The organism is Spirosoma flavum (assembly GCF_042686045.1).
Classification (GTDB): domain Bacteria; phylum Bacteroidota; class Bacteroidia; order Cytophagales; family Spirosomataceae; genus Spirosoma; species Spirosoma flavum.
Window position 1 is genome coordinate 874,503 of the sequence record NZ_JBHUOM010000002.1, and the last position, 21,124, is coordinate 895,626.

Annotated in this window: 17 protein-coding genes; 4 read left to right on the forward strand and 13 right to left on the reverse strand. The window is 46.1% G+C overall.

Features of this window, described 5'->3' with window-relative positions:
• Positions 1–15 precede the first annotated feature (15 nt).
• The 5 genes from ACFS25_RS09190 to ACFS25_RS09210 form a co-directional block, all read right to left on the reverse strand.
• Complete coding sequence (locus ACFS25_RS09190) at positions 16–1,167, reverse strand: glycosyltransferase family 4 protein (RefSeq protein WP_381499015.1); 1,152 nt, start codon at positions 1,165–1,167, stop codon at positions 16–18.
• Positions 1,151–2,608, reverse strand: a complete 1,458-nt coding sequence (locus ACFS25_RS09195) for an O-antigen ligase family protein (protein WP_381499018.1) — start codon at positions 2,606–2,608, stop codon at positions 1,151–1,153. The genes ACFS25_RS09190 and ACFS25_RS09195 overlap by 17 nt, the downstream gene beginning before the upstream one ends.
• Before the next feature lie 89 nt (positions 2,609–2,697).
• Positions 2,698–3,627, reverse strand: coding sequence for a glycosyltransferase family 2 protein (locus ACFS25_RS09200; RefSeq protein ID WP_381499021.1), 930 nt, complete (start codon positions 3,625–3,627; stop codon positions 2,698–2,700).
• Entirely contained in the window at positions 3,606–4,838 is a 1,233-nt protein-coding gene (locus ACFS25_RS09205) for a sugar transferase (RefSeq protein WP_381499024.1), read from the reverse strand. The genes ACFS25_RS09200 and ACFS25_RS09205 overlap by 22 nt, the downstream gene beginning before the upstream one ends.
• A 161-nt stretch (positions 4,839–4,999) precedes the next feature.
• Positions 5,000–5,497: a response regulator gene (locus ACFS25_RS09210; protein WP_381499026.1), complete on the reverse strand. Its 498-nt coding sequence runs from the start codon at positions 5,495–5,497 to the stop codon at positions 5,000–5,002.
• 617 nt (positions 5,498–6,114) lie between these two features.
• Between ACFS25_RS09210 and ACFS25_RS09215 the strand changes: the two genes are divergently transcribed.
• Positions 6,115–8,751 (forward strand): hypothetical protein, encoded by a 2,637-nt coding sequence (locus ACFS25_RS09215; RefSeq protein ID WP_381499029.1) that lies wholly within the window; start codon positions 6,115–6,117, stop codon positions 8,749–8,751.
• 102 nt (positions 8,752–8,853) lie between these two features.
• Here ACFS25_RS09215 and ACFS25_RS09220 read toward each other — a convergent pair whose 3' ends face one another.
• The 4 genes from ACFS25_RS09220 to ACFS25_RS09235 form a co-directional block, all read right to left on the reverse strand.
• Positions 8,854–8,976, reverse strand: a complete 123-nt coding sequence (locus ACFS25_RS09220; RefSeq protein WP_381499030.1) for a 30S ribosomal protein THX — start codon at positions 8,974–8,976, stop codon at positions 8,854–8,856.
• A gap of 101 nt (positions 8,977–9,077) precedes the next feature.
• Complete coding sequence (locus ACFS25_RS09225) at positions 9,078–10,085, reverse strand: glycoside hydrolase family 43 protein (RefSeq protein ID WP_381499033.1); 1,008 nt, start codon at positions 10,083–10,085, stop codon at positions 9,078–9,080.
• Between the two features lie 93 nt (positions 10,086–10,178).
• Positions 10,179–11,303 (reverse strand): DNA-processing protein DprA, encoded by a 1,125-nt coding sequence (gene dprA, locus ACFS25_RS09230; protein WP_381499037.1) that lies wholly within the window; start codon positions 11,301–11,303, stop codon positions 10,179–10,181.
• A gap of 375 nt (positions 11,304–11,678) precedes the next feature.
• Complete coding sequence (locus tag ACFS25_RS09235) at positions 11,679–12,032, reverse strand: MerR family transcriptional regulator (RefSeq protein ID WP_381499040.1); 354 nt, start codon at positions 12,030–12,032, stop codon at positions 11,679–11,681.
• A 179-nt stretch (positions 12,033–12,211) separates the two neighbouring features.
• Here ACFS25_RS09235 and alaS point away from each other — a divergent pair, with 179 nt between their 5' ends.
• Together alaS and murI are read left to right on the forward strand one after the other, a co-directional pair.
• Positions 12,212–15,214 carry an alanine--tRNA ligase gene (gene alaS / locus ACFS25_RS09240; RefSeq protein WP_381499043.1) on the forward strand — a complete coding sequence of 1,001 codons (3,003 nt, stop codon included), beginning with the start codon at positions 12,212–12,214 and terminating at the stop codon, positions 15,212–15,214.
• A 125-nt stretch (positions 15,215–15,339) separates the two neighbouring features.
• Positions 15,340–16,167 (forward strand): glutamate racemase, encoded by an 828-nt coding sequence (gene murI, locus ACFS25_RS09245; protein WP_381499046.1) that lies wholly within the window; start codon positions 15,340–15,342, stop codon positions 16,165–16,167.
• Positions 16,168–16,227: 60 nt separating this feature from the next.
• Here murI and ACFS25_RS09250 read toward each other — a convergent pair whose 3' ends face one another.
• The 3 genes from ACFS25_RS09250 to ACFS25_RS09260 all read right to left on the reverse strand — a co-directional run bounded on the left by ACFS25_RS09250 (position 16,228) and on the right by ACFS25_RS09260 (position 19,000).
• A complete protein-coding gene (locus ACFS25_RS09250; RefSeq protein WP_381499049.1) occupies positions 16,228–17,274 on the reverse strand; it encodes an MlaD family protein in 1,047 nt (348 codons plus the stop codon).
• A 91-nt stretch (positions 17,275–17,365) separates the two neighbouring features.
• Positions 17,366–18,121 carry an ABC transporter ATP-binding protein gene (locus ACFS25_RS09255; RefSeq protein WP_381499051.1) on the reverse strand — a complete coding sequence of 252 codons (756 nt, stop codon included), beginning with the start codon at positions 18,119–18,121 and terminating at the stop codon, positions 17,366–17,368.
• A gap of 69 nt (positions 18,122–18,190) precedes the next feature.
• The gene (locus ACFS25_RS09260) at positions 18,191–19,000 is read right to left on the reverse strand and encodes an MlaE family ABC transporter permease (protein ID WP_381499054.1); all 810 of its coding nucleotides are present in this window, start codon (positions 18,998–19,000) and stop codon (positions 18,191–18,193) included.
• A 291-nt stretch (positions 19,001–19,291) separates the two neighbouring features.
• On the opposite strand from ACFS25_RS09260, the gene ACFS25_RS09265 reads away from it, so the two are divergent.
• The gene (locus ACFS25_RS09265) at positions 19,292–20,143 is read left to right on the forward strand and encodes a CvfB family protein (RefSeq protein ID WP_381499056.1); all 852 of its coding nucleotides are present in this window, start codon (positions 19,292–19,294) and stop codon (positions 20,141–20,143) included.
• A 26-nt stretch (positions 20,144–20,169) separates the two neighbouring features.
• Here ACFS25_RS09265 and ACFS25_RS09270 read toward each other — a convergent pair whose 3' ends face one another.
• Complete coding sequence (locus tag ACFS25_RS09270) at positions 20,170–21,036, reverse strand: lytic transglycosylase domain-containing protein (protein WP_381499059.1); 867 nt, start codon at positions 21,034–21,036, stop codon at positions 20,170–20,172.
• Positions 21,037–21,124 lie beyond the last annotated feature (88 nt).

Consider the following 21,124-nt stretch of genomic DNA (forward strand, 5'->3'; position numbering starts at 1 on the left):
TGTGCTGAGAGCGTCTTAGGAGGCTACTAGTGGTTTTCCGGCGTTTATTGATTCGCTATACACATCAAGCAATTTCGCTGCGGTTGCCTGCCACGAAAATAAGGCAGCACGGGCTAAGCCTTTCTGTCGTAAATTGTTTCGTAGGATCGGTTGTTGAATCAAGCGGTCAATTTGCGATGCCATATCTTCGACCGAGGTAGGGTCAACCAACAAAGCTGCATTACCCGCTACTTCTGGCATGGAGGATGTCGTTGACGTAATTACGGGAGTACCGCAGGCCATAGACTCCAGAATAGGCAAGCCAAAACTTTCTCGTAGGGAGGGACACAGGAAAATTGTGGCAGCATTATACACCAAGGGCAATATATAGTTTGGGATGTATCCGCATAGAATAATGTCATCGATTAAGGCTAGTCCCTTAATTTCCGTCAGTGTGTCGTGAAGCGAAGTCGCAGATAGATTCGATATCACGACCGGAAGCGTAAGTTGCCCCTGTTGCTTAAGCAGTAGTAAAGCTTTCAATACACCCCTTACGTTCTTTTTTGGGTCGGTGTTGCCCAGGAAGAAAATAAATTCTTCGGGTAGCTTATATTGTAAGCGGACGTTAGCAATCTGAGTGGCGTCATTGATAAGCCGAAACTGATCATTAACGGCATTCCAAATTGTTACTACGCGGTCAGGGTCCAGCTTTAGGTGATCAATGATGCGTTGCCTTTCAAAGTCAGAAACGGTGACAATACGGTCACACTTCGTTACGATTTGTGGTACATTCCATCGCCGATACTGATTTCCAAATCGCTGATACCAACTGCCCCGCAGTAAGGGTTGGTTTTCAAGGAAAATAATATCGTGTAGAGTGAGTACCAATGGTACTGAGCAATTTAAGGGCGCGGTATTGGCTGTGCAATGCAACAAATCAATGCCATATTTTTTGACCGCTTTGGGCAACGCGTACTGTTCCCACACGGGATAAGGACCACCGGGGAGTTCTACTAACTGAATGTTGGGTGCGTTGTGAAGGCCATCGTAGTCGCAATCAGGTTTTACAAAAACTACGAATTCGTGCTCGCTATAGTCGGCAAGGGCCCGAATGGTTTCGAGTGCCACGATGTCCATGCCGTGCTTATGGGGCCTTAGGAGCCGCTGTGCTTCAATTCCGATTCTCATAAATTTCCTGTTTTGGTGTGTCCCAGCGGTCGCAAGTGGTGAATAAAATTGTATTAATAAAGATGATTGTACTGGTTGGAAATTGGCCTAATATTGGGTTAGTATAGCTCACGACAGCAATACCAATAAATTCGGTTAGCAGCGCAATCATGAGGATAGCTAACTGGGGGTCTTTCAATTGCCAGATTTTATAGATGCCAAGGAGAATAATACCTACCAGCATCAGTAAGTAAATGGTTAGTCCCACAATACCCGTTTCTATCCAAAGCTGAACATACCAGCTATCGGTTGGTATCTGAGCAGCAAAATGATTGGGTGAAAAACGGTTACCAGCTCCTGACGATGTACCTATACCTGCTCCGAATGGCTTGTCTTTAAGGTAATTGCGTAGTTTTTGTTGGTTCTCTAATCGAACGAGAAACGAAGCATCTTCAGTCGGACTCAGGGCAGACCGAATCCGGTAAATTTGATAGTTGGAATCACCAATGTGTGTAAACATTAAAAAAGCAAGCACGGGAGCTGCTACCAGACATCCCCGCAGAATATTCATGAGGTTACGTCCGATGAACAGATAAGCTGGGTAGCCTGCCAGTAGCACAAACAGAGCACCTCGGGTGCCTGAAACAGCAAATCCCCAAAAAAGGATAAAAGCCAGCAGCAGATAAATAATTCGGCGTAGCCATGACGTGCCTTCAAAAAAGAAGATGAGACAGATTAATGTTACTCCTGCCATCTCAGAACCAAACTGACCTGCATCGGAATAAAATGAGAAACTCCGCAGTTGACCCCATAAAATATGCGTTCGGGCACCTCCTTCGGCCAGCCAGGCGATCTCAGCGGGTTCCAACCGAATATACTGCTGCTTAAAAGCCCACAATGCGGCTAAGAACGACCATACTAACCAAGTTCTGATAAATAGGCGAATGTCATTCCGGCTGATAGGGTTAACCAAGACGATGATGGCGATGATGAACCAACTTAGAGAAAACGACCGGACGTTGTAAAACCAGGCTGGCCGATGAGGAGCTTCCGGATTGAAGTATTCCAGAATGGTGTAGGATAACCACACAATAAGTAACCACAAAATCGGCTGACGCAGCCGTTTCCAGTTCATCCGTTTCCCATTCAAAAATGTTCCTAACAGACTAAGTATCAATACAGAATCCAGACCGGTACCCAAGGGGGTCTCGGGTGGTAGAAATCGAATGAAACCGATCAGGAAACTTAAATGAACGTAGACCAGAAGACCAATTTTAGGCTCAATCAATGTGCCAACTACCATGCATAGTGCCACGGGCACGGCTATCGTCATGAGCGCGCCCTTAACACCCCAAGTGCCAATGAGCCAGCCAGCGGCTAAAGCGACCAGGACACCCAGCACACTAAATAGCCAGCGATTGTTGCGCCACTGATTAGGTATAAAGAGAGAAAGATCAGGCATGGCCTTCGTAAATTAAATTTCTGGTTGATAGTTTACATCGGGTAACCTTTGACGAAATAGCAATACAGAGTCATGAGGAATTTGATAAACTATACTGGCGATACACTTGTCGATCTGAAATTCCAGAATGTACCCTCAATAAAGGCCTTGGCGTGCTTTAATTGACCTGTAATTAAATATGAAACCATATGCTTGGGGAAAATACACAGCCCAAAAAACAGGTAAAAGATTGCCCGTTGAAAAGCCGAGCAGTGGCGTCGCATAAATAGAATGCGATTTCGTGTTAAGTAATAGGTTTTCAGTGGGCTATGCTGCCCAACGGACATTGATTCTTTATGCAGGATAGAAGCCGAAGGTTGGTAATATATAATATAGCCCGCATTCCTAATTCGTTGTGACCAGTCGAGTTCTTCATAATAGAGAAAAAAGCGCTCGGCAAACCGACCAACTTGTTCAACAACTGTTCGACTAATCATCATAGCGCAGCCATGCGCAAAGTAAGTTGCATGAGGCTCGTCGAAACGTCCATCGTCGGTCTGATTACTGCCAATAGTCGTTGTCGTTCCGGTGTACATGTTTATTGGGTTGTAACCGGCGTACTGAATAAGTTGGGGTGCATCATAAAACCTGATTTTAGGGCACACGACTCCTATTTTCGAGTTTTCTACGAAGGGCTTTAGTAAATTCTCGATGAGCGTAGGCGAAAGCTCCGTATCGTTATTGACGATAAAAAAATAGTCGCCCTGCGCTTCACTCATCCCTAAATTGTTGCCGCCCGTAAAGCCCAAGTTGACCTCACTCCGAATTAGTCGTAGGTCAGGGTAGTCGTTAGGGCTAACGGTGTCTTTTAAAGGCTGTATAGACCCGTTATCAACCACTATGATTTCGTAGTTTGGATATGCCAGAAACCGGGCTGATTCCAGAAACTGTCGGGTCACCTCAGCCTGATTGTAATTAATGGTGATGATTGATACGAGAGCCGACTCGCTACCGTCCTCTACACGTTCTCTTTTTGCCATAAACTGAAAAGTGTATTCCAGATAATTAGAATATCTGTCTTGAATGAAAAGGTAGAGGAGTATTCAATGTCGAGCAATGTACGGTCCCGATCCGACATTGGGCCTTGCCCTTTACCGCGCTTTTTTACCTGCCATAAGCCAGTTAACCCGGCTGGGCCAGCAAATCGCTGGGCAAATTCGTCGGAGGTTAATTTTTCTGCCTCATAGAGGGGTAGAGGACGATTACCTACTAAGGACATATCACCAAGCAGAATATTAAAGAGTTGCGGTAGTTCGTCAATGCTGCTGTTTCGCAGAAATGTGCCAAGTCGCGTAATACGTGGATCATTCCGGAACTTCATAAATTTAGCTGATCCGTTCGTTTTTTGTAAATACAGCTTTTCACATATTAGACGATCCTGATCAAAAAGTAACTGCTGGCAGGATGTACCCTGCTGATAGCATATGCTGCATAACGATTCTACTTCGTTTGTTTCACCAGCTTCGGTTGCGGCTTTTGTATAGATATTCTGCGACGCAAGCTGTTTAAGAAGTTGATCGGCTTCTACTTTCATGGTTCGGAACTTATACATATTGAACACATGAAAATTGGCTCCGGCCCGTTTTGACTTGTAGATTATGGAACCTTTCGAGTCTAAAACAATAAGCAGTGCAACAATCAACAAAACAGGAGATAACAGCAGAAGCACAGTCAACGCAGCACTAATGTCAAGTGAACGCTTCCACCAAGGCAGGGTAAAATGTTGGATAGGAACAAACAAATTAGTCGTATTAAACGCATTAATTTGCATGTTCAACTTGAGATAATAGTCTATTTTAGCCTGAAGCTGGTGAGTATCTTCATTGACAATTAATAAGTCTGTCACACCAGCAGCCATTTTAGTTTGATCTACATGCGTCTCGCCAAAACGAGACGTAACAAGAAAAGGTACTAACCGATAGTCACTCTTACTTCGTACTATACTTGCCATCGTGTCCCCGCTGTTTCTATCGGCGATAATTAGGTCCACTTGTTGGCCATCAGTTAGCCATTCTTCTGCGTCTTTTGTCGCTCTGAAGCGTACTATTGAATAAGTTACACCAACCACGCCAGCAATTCGGTTAGCGATCAGGTCGTCTTCTATCACCAATAAGACATAAATTGTTGACATTTGATTTTCTACATTGGGGTCATTTAGGCCCTCAATAGATTTAATTGGATACTCTGGCATCAATATTGATGAGTGACGAGTAAAATAGAATTGCTGACTGGGTAATCGCGAGAAGGCAAACCAGGTTGGTTTGCGAAGATAAAAGCCTCCGCAGACATGTTAGGATTACCCATTTCACTGAATAATGATCTTTTAACTGTTTGCTGATTCCTGACAATGTTCTAAGATACAGCGTAGTCGCCCAAGAGCATAGACAGGATACGTGAGCGTTGCAACCAAAGGGGCTTACTTTTTGCACTAAACCGGACGGGCAACGATTTTTGAGTTTCCTCGACCGACAAATCGGTACGCCGGAGGAGGGAATGTAATTTAGCCTTGACTTCTAATGGGTTGAACGGTTTAGAAATGAATGCATCCACTCCCTTTTCCAGACACTCGATTCGGGTCGTACTATCTGATGCATTTGACAAAATGACGATGGGAATCTGAGCCGTTAGCCGACTCATTCGAATAAGTTTTGTCAATTCTAAACCACTAAAAAAAGGGAGCTCTAATTCTGTAAGGACACTATCAAATCGATTACCCTGTATTAATAAACGAGCCGCTTCCTGTCCTGAGTTAGCCACTGTGATCTTAAAATCTTTATTTAGCGTCTGAACAAGTATGTCAACAACGTATGGATTTTCATCCACTATGAGAAGATGGCGCTTAATTTTCATTTCGGTGTATTTTAAATTATCTATGGGTTAGATTTAAATTTTTAGACTAGGGTATCCTACTTGTGGTTACTATCGTATGTCAAAAAAACTATATCTGCTAGAGTAAAATGGGCCATTAATTAACGTAAAGAAGATTTTATATTCATCATCTTGTAACCTATATCAGACCCTATGCTTCTGAAAATGAGAGGGTTATTTGTAGAGTTATAGCAGTATCGCCACAACTGACAAGGTATCTTGATTAATTAAGCTATTATTTTAATATACACTGAAATTGATTGGGCGGTATGCTATTATACATTATTTAACCAATTGTAGCTGAAAGCAGACACTTCATATATAAGTGATATAAAATCAGTTTCTTTTATTTTAGAATGGTACACTATCAGGAAAATATTCAATCAAAACGATTAAACAAAGCAAAATGGTAACATGGTATAGGTGAGAAAGGAAATAGTCACGTGAATTAAGAATAGTGGTAGAATGAATGATACTTCATTTTACTAACTGTCAATGATTGCGACGCGCAAGAGTAGGATTCCCATCCAACAATCAGCTATTCGGTTTATCCGTTTTAGTACAAAGCCGTATCTTTGAGCTACGTACCAGTTGATTTTATGAACCAGCCAACCTCTTTTCAACCGCATCGGCGGACCGAACTTCGCCCCCATCTGATTGCCCTGCTGGGGCTACTCGTGTTGGCTATTATCTATTTTTCACCAGTGCTGTCGGGCAAAATACTATCTATGTCCGATGTGCAGCAGTCGTCGGCATCGGCACGCGAGATTCGAGAGATTACCCTGCAAACCGGGCAAAAGCCGCTCTGGACAGATGCCGTTTTTAGTGGTATGCCGGGCTATATGATCGACTTCAACTACCCCTATATTTTTGTGTACAAGGCTGTGATGGGCGCCATTAGCCTGCTCCCCAATACGGCAAGTGTGGTATTCATTATCATGCTCTGTACCTATCTGTTACTGGTTGTTTTGGGCTGCAATGCTTGGCTATCGGCCCTCGGAGCGGCCGCCTATGGGTTTGGTACATTAAGTATTGTCAGCCTCGAAGCGGGACATATCTCTAAACTCTATGCAATGGGTTTTGGCTCTGGGTTACTGGCTGGGGTGATACTGACACTAAGAGGGCGGTATTGGCTCGGCGCTGCCCTGACAGGTCTGTTTTTATGCTTGGAGTTCGGTGCCAACCACATTCAGATCACCTATTACCTATTCATGACTATTGGCCTGTACGTGCTTATTGAAGGCATCGCACTGGTTCGGGCAGGCAAAGGGCGACAGTTGGCACTTGGCTTAGCGACGCTGGCTATTGCTGGTGGGCTGGCCGCTGGTAGCTTTGGGAAACGGTTATTGGTCCTTAATCAATACACTAAAGAAACCATTCGGGGCACGTCAGAACTGACAGCCAAAACAACGAATCCTGATGGGAAAACGACGGGAAATGAGTCGAGGAGTGGGCTAGACAAAGAGTATGCGTTCAGCTATAGTTATGGTAAAGCCGAAACGCTAACGCTGCTCGTACCAAACGCCTTTGGTGGCGCATCGGGTGGTGGGCTGACCACTGACTCTGACTTTTATAAAGCCATGACTAGTCGGGGTGTTGACCCAGCCGCAGCAAAACAGATGGTCGAACTGGGGGCTCCTGCTTACTGGGGCGATCAGCCGATGGTGGGTGGTCCGGCCTACGCGGGCGCAGCATTGCTATTTCTCTTCGTGTTGGGACTTTTCATTATTCGAACGCCCATTCGTTGGTGGCTATTAAGTGCGGCTGGATTGCTGATTATGCTGGCCTGGGGTAAAAACTTGTTAGTCATAAATGGCTTTTTGTTCGATTATCTGCCTTATTTGAATAAGTTTAGGGCAATGACGATGGCTCTTTGCCTGGCCCAATTATTTCTGGGTATCGGGGCGGCTCTGGCTGTGCAAACCATTGTCAATCAGAGAATGACATTTGCCCAGCTACGGCAACCACTGTTCATTAGCCTGGGCCTAACGGCGGGCGTAGCCCTGATGCTGGCTTTGTTGGGTAGTACATTCTTTACGTTTCAGACGTCTACCGATCTTGCTTCTCTCTCCCGGTATTTTGGCGAAGCCGCTAAAGATTTTCAGACGGCTCTTATCAGTGATCGACAGAGTATGCTACGGGCCGATGCCTTTCGATCCTTCATGCTGATTTTGGTGACGGCTGGCGCGTTGTGGGCTTTTGTAACGAATAAAATTAAGCCTATCATTTTTTATCCCGTATTGTTTGCCGTAGTGGTGTTTGACTTATATGGCGTTGACAAACGGTTTTTAAATAACGCCGATTTTATCACCAAAACGCAGGCCAGCACAGTATTTGAACCAACGGCAGCCGACCAGCAAATTCTTCAGGATAAATCACCTGACTACCGGGTTTTTGACCAGACGGTTGACTTCATGAACAGCAACCGGACGTCGTATTTCCATCGCTCAATTGGTGGCTATCATGCGGCTAAACTGCGTCGGTATCAGGAGTTGATTTCGTATGCTTTTCCAGTCAATACGTTGCATATCCTGAATATGCTAAATGCAAAATATATTATTCAGGCCGGGCAACCCGATCCGGCTAATCCGCAACAACCGGCTGGCCCAGTTGCTATTCCCAATTCCGAAGCACTCAGTGCGGCCTGGTTTGTGGGTACGATACAACAAGTAGCCAATGCCGATGATGAACTGGCAGCGATGAAGACCTTGAATCCGCGTGATTCAGTAGTAGTTGACAAGCGTTTCGTGACTCAATTGGGTGGTCTGCCTGCTACAATGGATCATACGGGAAGTACCATTCAACTGACGAGTTACCGCCCTGATAAATTGATATATAAGGCTAACGCTACACGAGATGGGTTGGCGGTTTTCTCCGAAATCTATTACCGGGGTGAGTCGGACTGGCAAGCGTTTATTGACGGTAAACCAGCCCCACACCTTCGGGCTGATTACGTCCTGCGCGCCATGCGTATTCCGGCTGGAAATCACACGATTGAGTTTCGATTTGATCCGCCCCTCGCCCATACCGGCGATACGATTGATCTGATATGCAATGTATTGCTACTAGCACTCATTGGCTTTGTTATCTTCCACGAAGGTCGGAACCGGCGCGTTCAACCAACGAGTGAACCAGAGCCAGTACTGCCAACGGCTCCAGTTGCAACACAACCAATTCTGACGCCAACGAAAGCAAATTCACCGCAACGGCGGACTGGTGGGACAAAAACACGCTAATATGGCTTGTTGACTGCTTGGATTAAGGAGTTAAGGAGATCTGAAATACAACAAAAAAGCGTCGCCAGTTATCAACTGGCGACGCTTTTTTGTTGTATTGTATTATGCTTGGGGCTCTGCTTCTGGTTTCGGAACTGGTGCTTTAACAATTACCCGAGGGCGAGTAACGCCGTATGAACCTCTTGCAATCTTTCCTTTGCGGGACTTTATATCGCCTTTACCCATAATTAAAACGGTTTTAGTTTAGTATACGTCTTTACTACGCGGAAACGTATCCGTTCGTTCATTCTTGTAATTAACCATTTTGATCACAAGGATAGCACGTCTCATTTTAACGCCTGTGCTTCTACGCCCTCAACGGTAATTTTAACTGTTTTGATGGCTCCATCTGCGTCAAAATACATGTGGTCAATACACGTTTCGCGATGATTGCCATCCGTCTCGGTTAATGGACGTCGGTGATAAATAATATACCAGTCGTCGGTTCCGGGAACCTGAATAACCGAGTGGTGCCCTGCTCCGGTAGCCACTTTGGGGTCTTGCTGCAAAATCTTACCCACTCGCTCGAACGGACCAAATGGCGACTTTGCCACCGCGTAAGCAACGGAATAGTTAGGGCCTGTCCAGCCGCCTTCTGACCACATAAAATAATATTTGCCATTTCTGACGAACATGGTGGGTCCTTCAACATAATCTTTAGGTGTTATTTCCCGAAATGTAGTGCCGTCAGGGAAAGGAAGAAAACCGGTGAAATCAGCCTTTAAGCGGGCGATGTTACAGTGACCCCACCCGCCGTAAAGCAAATAATACTGGCCATCTTTATCGTTGAAAACAAACTGGTCGATGGGTTGGGCTCCATTATGAATCTGGCCGACCAATGGCTTGCCTAGGTAATCGCGGAAGGGTCCGGCAGGGTTGTCGGCAACAGCTACCCCAATGCCACCTACTTCTTTTTTGTCGTCATGAATATCATTTGCGCCAAAAAATAGAAAGTATTGGTCGCCCTTCTTAATAATTGAGGGTGCCCACATAGCTCGCTTCGCCCATTTTACGGCTGTTGAGTCAAGAATACGGCTATGCTTTGTCCAGGTCACTAAATCGGGTGACGAAAAGGCATCGAGAAATACCTGTTGATTATAAGGAGCCGAATAGGTTGGATATATCCAGTATTGCTTGCCAAATATGACACCTTCAGGATCAGCGTACCAACCTGGGAAAAGGGGATTACCGCTCTTTTTCAACGCTGGCTTGGTTTGGGCCCAACAGGAAAGCGTAAGGAAGAAAAGAAAAACGCAGTATAAAGCGCGTTGAAAATCAGGGATACACACAGTCATTGAACGAGAGAAGAGTTTATACGGATCAGCTTAAAACGCAAAAGCAGAACAGAGATTACCTGCGATTGCTAAGAAACTTAAAGGCTAATGGCTTCAAATATAAACCACCGAATACTTTTTTCCTGGTAGGGAACGTACAAATCCCTGAAATTCCAATGTGAGCAACAAAGCAGCCAGACGGCCCATCGGGATTTGACTCTTCCAGCTCAATTCATCAATATGGAAATCGACTGATTGGCGGAGCAATGCCAGAAGTTGACTTTCCTCTTCCGTAATATTTACAGGCAAAGCTGGTGCTATGTTCTTTTGGAATACAGGTTCGCCAGCCTGATTGATGGGTCTATCCCAGTTCAGAGCTTCGATAATGTCTTTAGGACTGGTGTAAATCTGCGCTTTGTTTTCCCGAATGAGTTTATTACAACCCGCTGAAAATGCCTGATTCAATTGTCCCGGAACAGCGAATACCTCACGGTGGTAGTTGTTGGCATACTCAGCTGTAATCAAAGCACCTCCTTTGGCGGCAGCTTCGATTACAATGACGGCATCGCTCAACCCCGCAATAATGCGGTTGCGAGCCGGGAACAGGTGCGCATCGGGTTTGGTGCCGGGCCGATTTTCGGTGAGCAAACCCCCTTGTGCAAGCATTTCTCCAGCCGTTTTCTGGTGAACAGCTGGGTAAATAATATCTAAGCCACTGGCCATTACGCCAATTGTTGGTAAGCTATTAACCAAGCTAGCCCGATGAGCGGCAATATCAATGCCGTAGGCCAGTCCACTGATAACACTAATGCCATAAGGGGCTACCGCTTCAATAATTTCGCTGGTGATACGTCGACCGTAATCCGTTGCTTGTCGCGTACCCACCACCCCAATAGTGCGTGGCGTATTGAGATTACCCGTCCCCTGAAAATAGAGTAGGGCAGGGGCATCGTAGAGAGTTTTAAGCCGGGCTGGATACGCTTTATCCGTATAAAACAGTGCGGTTGCACCTAGCTTTTCCAGCTGCTTTACAACCTGTTCTGCTTCGGCCAAGACAGCGGATCTCAGAATAGCGCGGGCCGTTACGTCACCAATACCGGGTACTTTCATCAAGCGTGCCAATGGCGACCGGAACACATCGGTAGCCGAGCCGCAGTAACTAATTAATTGACGAATGAGAATACTGCCCACGCCAGGGACAAGTGTGAGCGCAATTTGGTGGTGAGTGTCGGTGGGCACAGAAACAATAAGCTGAATTTGTATACGTATACGCAGTCATCGTTGACTTTTGCAAGCTTACATATTTCTGGTGGCAAAACCCAGTTTACCAGTAAAACGGACTGTTAGTTTAAATGCTACTAACTATCACTTCATCGAGTTGAGTCAGGTTTTGCCGTTAGAAATAGTGCGTCAAATAAAGTTCTTGAGAAAGTGGTCCTGATGAGAAAAGGAATGAAAAGAAAAAATCTGACTATTAGAAGAGAATGAATAGACAGTTATCTACATGTTATTTTAGGCGCAAAGTTCCATGAAAAGTATGGATAATTGCGGTAAATAAACTAGCGAGACCAATGGAAAATTCTCACTTATAGAAAACCGAAAAGTCCTTATATGTCAGTCGATTGGCTCACTCTCTAGGGGCTTATCCAAATCTGCCCGCATTTTCTCCAGAAATGATTTTAATTTTTTCAATTTGTTAATGTAATGGGCGTGTTCACGTCGGTTAGCATCACGTTCGTTTAAAAACTCGCGCGCGCCAGGCAATGTATATTTCTGCCGGTTAATCAAGTCCAGAATTTCGGTCAGATGGTTAATGTCAGCCTGAGTATAAACGCGGTCACCGGAGCGGTTTTTTTTGGGCTGTAGGGTTGGAAATTCTTTCTCATAATACCGAAGTTTCGAGGCATTAATCTCAAACATCTCCGCTACCTCCTTAATACCGTAGTACAACTTGCCCCCGTTTTCCATACTGCAAACTTGTCAATCTGTCTGAATAAACGCAAGTTTTGGCGTAATTTTGCAAAATTAGTCGGTGCTAAGCCGCCGGTGCAGTCAATAGTCGCGTTCTGCCGTTATGGTTAATGAAAAGCGGTACTATTGACCGCGTTAGCGGCCCGGTACTGACGTTATGACTTACGACTAACATAATGACTTCCCACGAAATACGTCGGCATTTTCTCGACTTCTTCCACTCCAAACACCACCTGATTGTATCGTCGGCTCCGCTTGTCGCCAAAAACGACCCGACGCTGATGTTCAATAATTCGGGGATGGCGCAGTTTAAAGACTTTTTTCTCGGAAATGGTACGCCCCCGGCTAAGCGCGTGGCCGATACGCAAAAGTGCCTGCGTGTATCGGGAAAGCACAACGATCTGGAAGATGTTGGTTTTGATACCTATCACCACACCATGTTCGAGATGCTCGGCAACTGGTCGTTCGGTGATTATTTTAAGAAAGAAGCCATTACCTGGGCGTGGGAGCTGCTGACGGAGGTCTATCAGTTGCCGAAAGATCGGCTCTATGTGTCTGTTTTTCAGGGTGATGAGAAAGATGGAGTTCCCTTCGATCAGGAAGCGTTCGACCTCTGGAAACCCATCGTGGGTGAAGACCGGATTATCTACGGCAACAAAAAAGATAACTTCTGGGAAATGGGCGATACGGGTCCATGCGGTCCGTGTTCCGAAATTCACGTTGATCTGCGTTCGCCCGAAGAAGTTGCCTCAACTCCCGGCAAGGAACTTGTAAATGCCGACCATCCACAGGTTGTCGAAATCTGGAACCTCGTGTTCATGCAGTTCAACCGCAAAGCCGATAGTTCGTTGGAACCTCTGCCCGCCCGCCACGTCGATACGGGTATGGGTTTCGAGCGTTTGTGCATGGCTATCCAGGGAAAAAAATCGAATTACGACACCGATGTTTTTTCGGGCACGATTAACGTCATAGAAGAATTGTCGGGCCGGAAATACGAAGCTGGAAAAGGGATGCCGGATGTAGCGATGCGTGTTATTGCCGATCACATTCGCGCCGTGTCATTTGCTATTTCCGACGGGCTGGTACCATCGAATGCTAAAGCGGGTTACGTAATTCGCCGAATTCTGCGCCGGGCCATTCGGTATGGATACTCCTACCTGAACCTGACTGAGCCATTTATGACTAAACTCGTGCCGACGCTAGCCGATCAGTTCGCCGATGTATTCCCAGAACTTTATGCCCAGCGTGATTTTGTGGCAACCGTAATTCGGGAAGAAGAGATAGCTTTCCTTCGGACCTTAGGAACGGGTTTAGGACGTGTGGATGCAATTACCAATGAGTTGTCAAAAGCGATTGCAGCTGACATTCCAACTGTGACATCTAAACTTTCAGATGTTGCAAAAAGTGTTGAGACCTTGGCAGAATTAAATCCAGACTCAAACCTTCTTAATTTTAAGAGTGATTTGACAAAATCTTTAGGTGCTATAACGCAGTTCTCAGAAGGTTTAAAAACTAATATTAAAAACATTGGCGATTTATCATTTCAATTAAGTAAAGCATTAGAAGCATCAAGAGCTGCGTCACAGTTCCAGAATCTTCAATCCAGCGTTGATACAAGTGGACTTTCTAAAGTAATACAGAATCTTCAGTCCAGCATTGATATAAGTGGACTTTCTAAAGTAATACAGAATATCCGAGATTTGACAAAGATTCCCGGAGAAACCGTTTTTGAACTGAATGACACATTTGGTTTTCCGGCTGATTTGACGGCGCTGATTGCCCGAGAAAAAGGCTTGACGATTGATGAAGTTGGTTTTCAGAAAGCATTGCAGGAACAGAAAACCCGGTCGCGCAAAGATGCTACATCGTCGGCGGGTGACTGGATTGAACTGACTGCCACCGAGCGCATTGAATTTGTTGGCTACGACCAGCCAGAAGCGTATGCCCATATTGTGAAGTATCGCCGGATTCAAAATAAGCAGGGAACGCAGATTCAGGTTGTGATTGACAAAACGCCATTCTATGCTGAATCAGGTGGGCAAATTGGTGATACAGGTGTGCTTCGGCTATTCGCTGGTTCGGACCAGATTGGCACACTGACGGTGCTGGATACGAAGAAAGAAAATGACCTGACAATTCATATTGTTCAGGATGTTACTGGCCTTGACGAATTGCTGACTGAAGCGGATTCTGTCTATGCCGTTATCAACACGGCCCGACGTGGCTTGATTGCCAGCAACCACTCGGCTACGCACCTGCTCCACGCGGCCCTGCGTGATGTGTTAGGCAAGCACGTAGCCCAAAAAGGGTCTTACGTTGGCCCCGATGCCCTGCGCTTTGACTTCTCGCACTTCAGCAAAGTAACCGACGAGCAACTCGCCGAAGTTGAACGAATTGTGAATGAGAAAATTCGGGAAGACATCAAACTCGATGAGAAGCGAAATGTACCTATTGGACAGGCTAAAGAATTGGGCGCAACGGCCTTATTCGGTGAGAAATACGGTGATTTCGTTCGTGTTATCACCTTCGATCCCAACTATTCAGTCGAACTCTGTGGCGGTACACACGTTCGGGCAACCGGCCATATCGGTCTATTCAAATTCACGGGCGAAGGCTCGGTATCAACGGGTATCCGGCGGATTGAAGCCAAAACATCAGCTGGTGCCGAAGCCTTAGTAAACGAGCAAATGGCGGTCGTGAGTGAATTGAAAGACTTACTAAAAGCCCCCAAAGACGTAGTAAAAGCGGTACAGGCATTGCTGGACGAACGGGGGGTATTGCAGAAGCAAATTGAAGCCTTACAAAATGAGAAGGTTCAACAACTGAAAAACCAGCTTCTGGATAAAGTAGAAGCGGTAAACGGTCATTCTCGCCTTATCGAACGGGTAGATATTCACTCTGCTGATGCACTGAAACAACTGGCGTATGATCTAAAGGCTAAAGTTGATAATCTGGCCCTTGTACTTGGTGCGGATATCAATGGGAAACCGCAACTGGCCGTGATGCTACCTGACTCGCTCATTCAAGGTAAGAATCTCAACGCCGGTCAGGTGGTGAAAGAACTGGCCAAGAATATCAAAGGCGGTGGCGGTGGTCAACCGTTTTTCGCTACAGCGGGCGGCACCGACTTATCGGGGTTAGATGCCGCTCTGGCACAAGGAAAAGAACTGCTAGGGTAAATTAAAGAGTTGTTTTTGTACAATCGGCCTTGTATGACCCCGATGGGGTCACATGTTTATAGCAAATATGGACCTTCTATAAACATGTGACCCCATCGGGGTCATACTGAAAGTCAGCAACTAAGATGGATAAAGAAGTACAACCTATTGGCGTGTTCGATTCGGGATATGGCGGCCTGACTATCCTGCGCGAAATCGTTCAGAAACTCCCACAATACGATTACGTTTACTTGGGCGACAATGCTCGGACTCCCTACGGTACTCGCTCGTTCGATACAGTTTATCACTATACGCTCGAATGTGTCCGCCACCTATTTGACCAGGGTTGCCGACTGGTGATTCTGGCCTGTAACACGGCTTCGGCCAAGGCTTTACGTAATATTCAACAACTCGATTTGCCTACGCTTGCTCCTGGTCGGCGGGTGCTGGGTGTAATCCGACCCACTACGGAAGTGATTGGGAACTACTCCAAAACCGGTCAGGTCGGGATTCTGGCTACGCGCGGTACCGTAACATCGGAGTCGTATGTGGTTGAAATTGAGAAGTTTTTCCCTGAATTGCAGTTGTTTCAGGAAGCCTGTCCGATGTGGGTGCCGCTGGTTGAAAACGGCGAATATGCCAGCTCTGGAGCTGATTACTTTGTTAAGCAACACATTGACCGATTGATGGCTCAATCGCCCGAAATTGATACGCTCTTACTGGCTTGTACACATTACCCGCTCTTAGTTGATAAAATTCGGCAGGCGGCTCCTTCCAACATGACGATCTTGAGTCAGGGTAGCATTATAGCCAACAGCCTGTCCGATTATTTAAATCGTCATCCCGAAATTGACGCGCAATGTAGCAAACACCACCAGAGAACGTTTTTGACAACTGACTCGACTGACGATTTCGATCGGCAGGCAACAGTTTTTTACGGTGAGCCGGTTCAATCGGTTCATCTGGCCTTGTAAAAACGCTATCAAGAAGTTGTCACCAACTGATTACTTGCTATGTTCAGAAGGTCTTGACGTTTAGGGTTTTGCTGTAGCTGTACTATCTGCTTTCAGTTTCGCGGCTTCCTTTGCCTGTTTCTTGAAAAAGCCACGCAACAGAAAATTGTTCTGGGCTGCTTTCAAATCTTCATTGAGAATTGCCGTACCCTGGCTTAGGTTGCGGAGCGTCGTGCGGAGGTTAGTCGCCGTTTCCTGATCGGTGAGCAACACTCCCAGCGGGCTATTGGTGTTATTGAGCTTTTCGGACGCCTTATGCAGATTGTCGGAGGTGCGGCTCAGTGTTTCCGACGCCTTATTCATGTTGCCAACCGTCTTGTCTGCTGAATTAGCTGTGTTTTCGAGTTGAGTAGCGGAGCGGCTCAGTCGCCGAAAAACTGTAGTGTCGGTCACTAATTCATTGGCCAGCGACCCTTTTGTATTTAGTTTAGACGCAAACTGCGAAACAGAACCCGTTATTTTTACCGTATTCTGCGAAGCCCGCTCCAGATTTACCATGGCCCGCTTGAAATTATTAGCCACCATAGAATCGGTCAGTACGGCCCCGACAGTCCCTTTGCCACGCTTAAGATTACCGACTAATTCCTTAAAATCATTGGTTACCCGTAGCAGGTTGTTATTGTTTTCCTGTAACGTTGCCATGATCTGGTCTGAACTCAAAGCCTCCGATGTTTTGAGTCGGTCATTTTCATCTACTTCGGGATGGCGAGTTGTTCCCCCGGTAATAACAACGATCTTGTTGCCAATAAGTCCATCGGAGCTGATCGATGCGTTGGCATCTTTGCGAATATAGGCCTGCGAACTTTGTTCAATATCCATATCTACCTCCACTTGCGAGGTACCGAAGAAACTAATGCGCTTAACGGTGCCAATTTTTACGCCTGAAAACCAGACGTTGTTCCCAACTTTTAAGCCGCCTACATCGTTGAAAATTGCATTAATTCGAATGCTTTTCGTAAAGCGTTTTTGCTGACCACCCAGCACAAATACCCCGGCTACGAAAATGACAAGGCCAAGCAGGACAAAAATGCCGACAACAAGGGAACGTTTAGTTGATTCTGTACTCATATTATAAAGGTGGTTGGTCGATAGTCGTCAGTGATTAGTTGCTAGTATCAAGCGAAGTGACTACTAACTAACAACTCAAAAGTTGTTGTGTTTAATTAACAAAATTGTAATTGTAGAATTGCTGGACTCGTTCATCAGGGTCGGCAAACACCTCATCGAATGTACCCACACGTTCAAAGCGTCCATCTAAAAGCATAGCCACCCGGTCGCCGGTCGCTTTAGCGCAGGTCAGGTCGTGGGTAATAATGATTGAGGTGGCTCCTAAACGTTCGCGTACATCATTGATAAGGTTGTTGATTTCAATGCATGTTATGGGATCCAGACCCGCCGTAGGTTCGTCGTAGAGCATAATTTCTGGCTTCAGAATCAGCGTACGGGCAATACCGATTCGTTTTCTCTGCCCACCCGAAAGTTCTGAAGGCATCTGGTTAATTGTTTGCGACAGGCCAACGGCATCCAGCGCTTTTTCGACAGCCTCGTTAATCTCTCCACGACTCAAATTACGGACATTTCGCACAAGCGGAAACTCCAGATTTTCGCGAATGCTCATGCTGTCGTATAGCGCACTGCTTTGAAATGAAAAGCCGACTTTCTGCCGAAACTGATCCATTTCTTTATCCCGTAATTGCTCAACATCCTGCCCCAATACCATCACGCTCCCAGTATCGGGTTTGAGCAGACCAACAAGGATTTTAATTAAAACGGATTTCCCTGTACCAGATCGACCAAGCACCACCAAATTTTCACTCTTGTTTACCTCTAAGTCGATTCCGCGTAATACGTGCATTGTACCAAAAGACTTACGCAGTCCATGAATGGAAATAACAGGATCGTTTGTTGGTGTCATATCATTAAAAAGGCGAAGAGTGAACGAACAAATGGTTCTTATCGCACATTCACAAATTGGGAATTAACGTTATCGAAAGGCTGCAATAATTTGAAGAGAAAGTAATTCTTCGATAAAAACTAAAAACATGGCCGTCACAACCGATGCGTTAGCCGCCTTACCGACGCCCTCTGTACCTTTTGATGAATGGTATCCTTTGTAACAGCCAACCATGCCGATGGTGAACCCAAAGACAATTGATTTAGTGATTGACGCAAAAATGTCAACGTATGAAATCGCTCCGAATACTTCCTGGATAAACGATGTAAAACTGGTTTGTTCATTCAGGTTGACATTGATGTAGGCACCCATCAAGGCTACGAAAATGGTGTACATCGTCAGAATCGGTATCGTGATCGAGGTGGCCAACACCCGGCTAACGACCAGAAATTTGAACGGATTCGTACCTGACACTTCCATTGCGTCAATCTGTTCCGTTACGTTCATTGATCCTAACTCCGCCCCTATACTTGATCCTACCTTGCCGGCGGCAATCAGAGCCGTTACCAGTGGTCCCAATGCCCGAACAATAGCAATGGCGATCAACGATGGCAACCAGGAGGAGGCCCCAAACTCGGATAGTGAAGGGCGCGACTGGTTCGTAAAAACAATACCTGTAATGAAGCCCGTCGTTGAAATTAGTAGTAGCGACCGATACCCTACTTCGTAGCATTGCCGAACAATTTCTTTGAATTCGTAAGGTGGTAGGACAGCCTCCCGGAAGAACCGGCCGATAAAAGCGGCTACATCGGCTAGGCTTAGAAAAAAGCTATCAAGTCGACGCGTTACAATAGGCCGACCAGAAGCAGAATCGGTAGATTTAGTAGTATCAGGCTGCATTCAGGCGCTGGAAGATAAGCCGGCTGGAATTCCCTGCCGGATATAGATTAATAACTGATTTCGGCGATTAGGGTTTATCTTGTGAGAGCGATACTGATTTTGCTTCTGTTTTTGGGCTGCCTAAATCGGTTAAAGCTAAAAAAAATAGTTGAAGAACGCCCTAATTTCGCCAAAATTTAGGTTGACCAGCGAAATCTGTCAGTAGAAATGGACGTTACGTCAGCATAAAAAAACGACCTTTGTTCCGCACATAACCCGGCTGTTTGTTTCTTGCCGAGTTTGCAACTGCTTATGATTCATATTGGACGAATAAATACTTTAACCGCCCTGCGCGAAACCAGCGTTGGTTTTTTCCTCGGCGACCTGTCGGACAGACAAACGCAGGACTTTAGTAACGACATACTGCTGCCCAATAAATACGTACCCACTACGCTTGCCGTTGACGATGAGATTGACGTGTTCGTTTATACGGACTCTGAAGACCGACCCATTGCTACAACGCTAACGCCCGCCGTTCATCGCGATGAGTTTGCCAGCTTGCAGGTTGTTGCCGTTACCAGTGCTGGGGCATTTCTAGACTGGGGACTGGAAAAAGACCTGTTTGTGCCGCATCGCGAGCAGGCACAGCCAATGGAAGTTGGTCAGTGGTACGTGGTGTTCATGTATTTGGATGAGAGTACAAATCGGTTAGTAGGGTCGAGCAAAGTAAACCGGTTTTTGGATGATGACGTGAGCGACCTGGAGGTAGGTGAAGAAGTGCAACTGCTGGCCTGTGAACTAACCGACCTCGGCGTAAATGTTATTATCAATGACCGTTACAAGGGATTGGTTTATGCCAATGCTATCTTTCGCACCGTCCGAACCGGCGATCTACTCATTGGCTATATCAAGCACGTTCGCGATGATGGCCTCGTTGATGTAAGCCTACAACGGACTGGCTTTGAGAATGTTGAGCCTAATGCCCGGCGCATCATGGCAACACTTAAAGCTGAGAACGGGTTTTTGCCGCTAACGGACAGTACCCCCCCCGATGTGATTTATAGTGCGTTGGAAATGAGTAAGAAAACGTTTAAGAAAGCCATCGGTACGCTCTACCGGGAGCGAAAAATTGTCATTGAAGAGACGGGCATTCGGTTGGTCTAATCCCGTCTCTTCAACGGGTTTTCTTACTAACTTATAGGTCTCAGACCAATACGGTCAACTAGTCGGAATGCCGTTTGCTCAACGGGAGCGGGTGACAAAAACGAGGAATAATCGTCAGGACGCGACATCATCTCTTTATAGAGCAATATGCGGTAGAGATAATACCGAGTTTCGCGCGGAAGATTCATCTGGTAGTAGTCCCGGTTTTCGTGTCGTTTGAGTTGATTTTTTAAGTAGCCCGGCCCGGCATTGTAAGCTGCCGCAACCAACGACCAGGACCCCAACTGAGTATACAATGAGCGTAAATAGCGACAGGCAGCTTCGGTAGCTTTCTGAACGTTAAACCGCTCGTCGGTTCGGCCGCCTACTTTAAGTCCCAACGAGCGGGCGGTGCCGGGCATTAGTTGCCAGTAACCGGCTGCTCCCGCTCGTGAAACGGCTTTGGGGCGTAGGGCACTTTCGGCCAGCGGTACGTAGCGGAAATCAGCAGGAATGTCGTATTTCTCCAGAATAGGGTCGATAATTGGGAAAAAAGTATCGGCTCGCTGGCGAAGGTTGCCAATATCACTGGCATGTGTACGAAACAGGGTAAAAACATGCTTCCAGCGATCAACGACATCCGTTTGGTCGAGAGGTAAACACTCGCCACAGAAATCAACGTCGAGTAGCGGTAATTCGGGTAATGGGAGAGAAACGGACTTAAGAACAGCTGATGCATCTAACCGATGGTTCAGTAGGGCCGTCGCATCGGACTGGGTTACTGCACTGGCTTTAAGTAGGTGAAAATTGGGAAGCGCAGACAAACTAAGGGTTGGGGCAATTAACTTGGCCGCAACGGTGACAGCCGGACGAATAAAGGCCATCAGTAAGGGAAATCCAACTCGTTTTAACAAAACTCAATCAGGATGGTACTTTATTTATAACGATAGTGGTTGTTAATTAGTGTGCTGATAATCAGTATTTTGTGAAAAATTTGTTGGT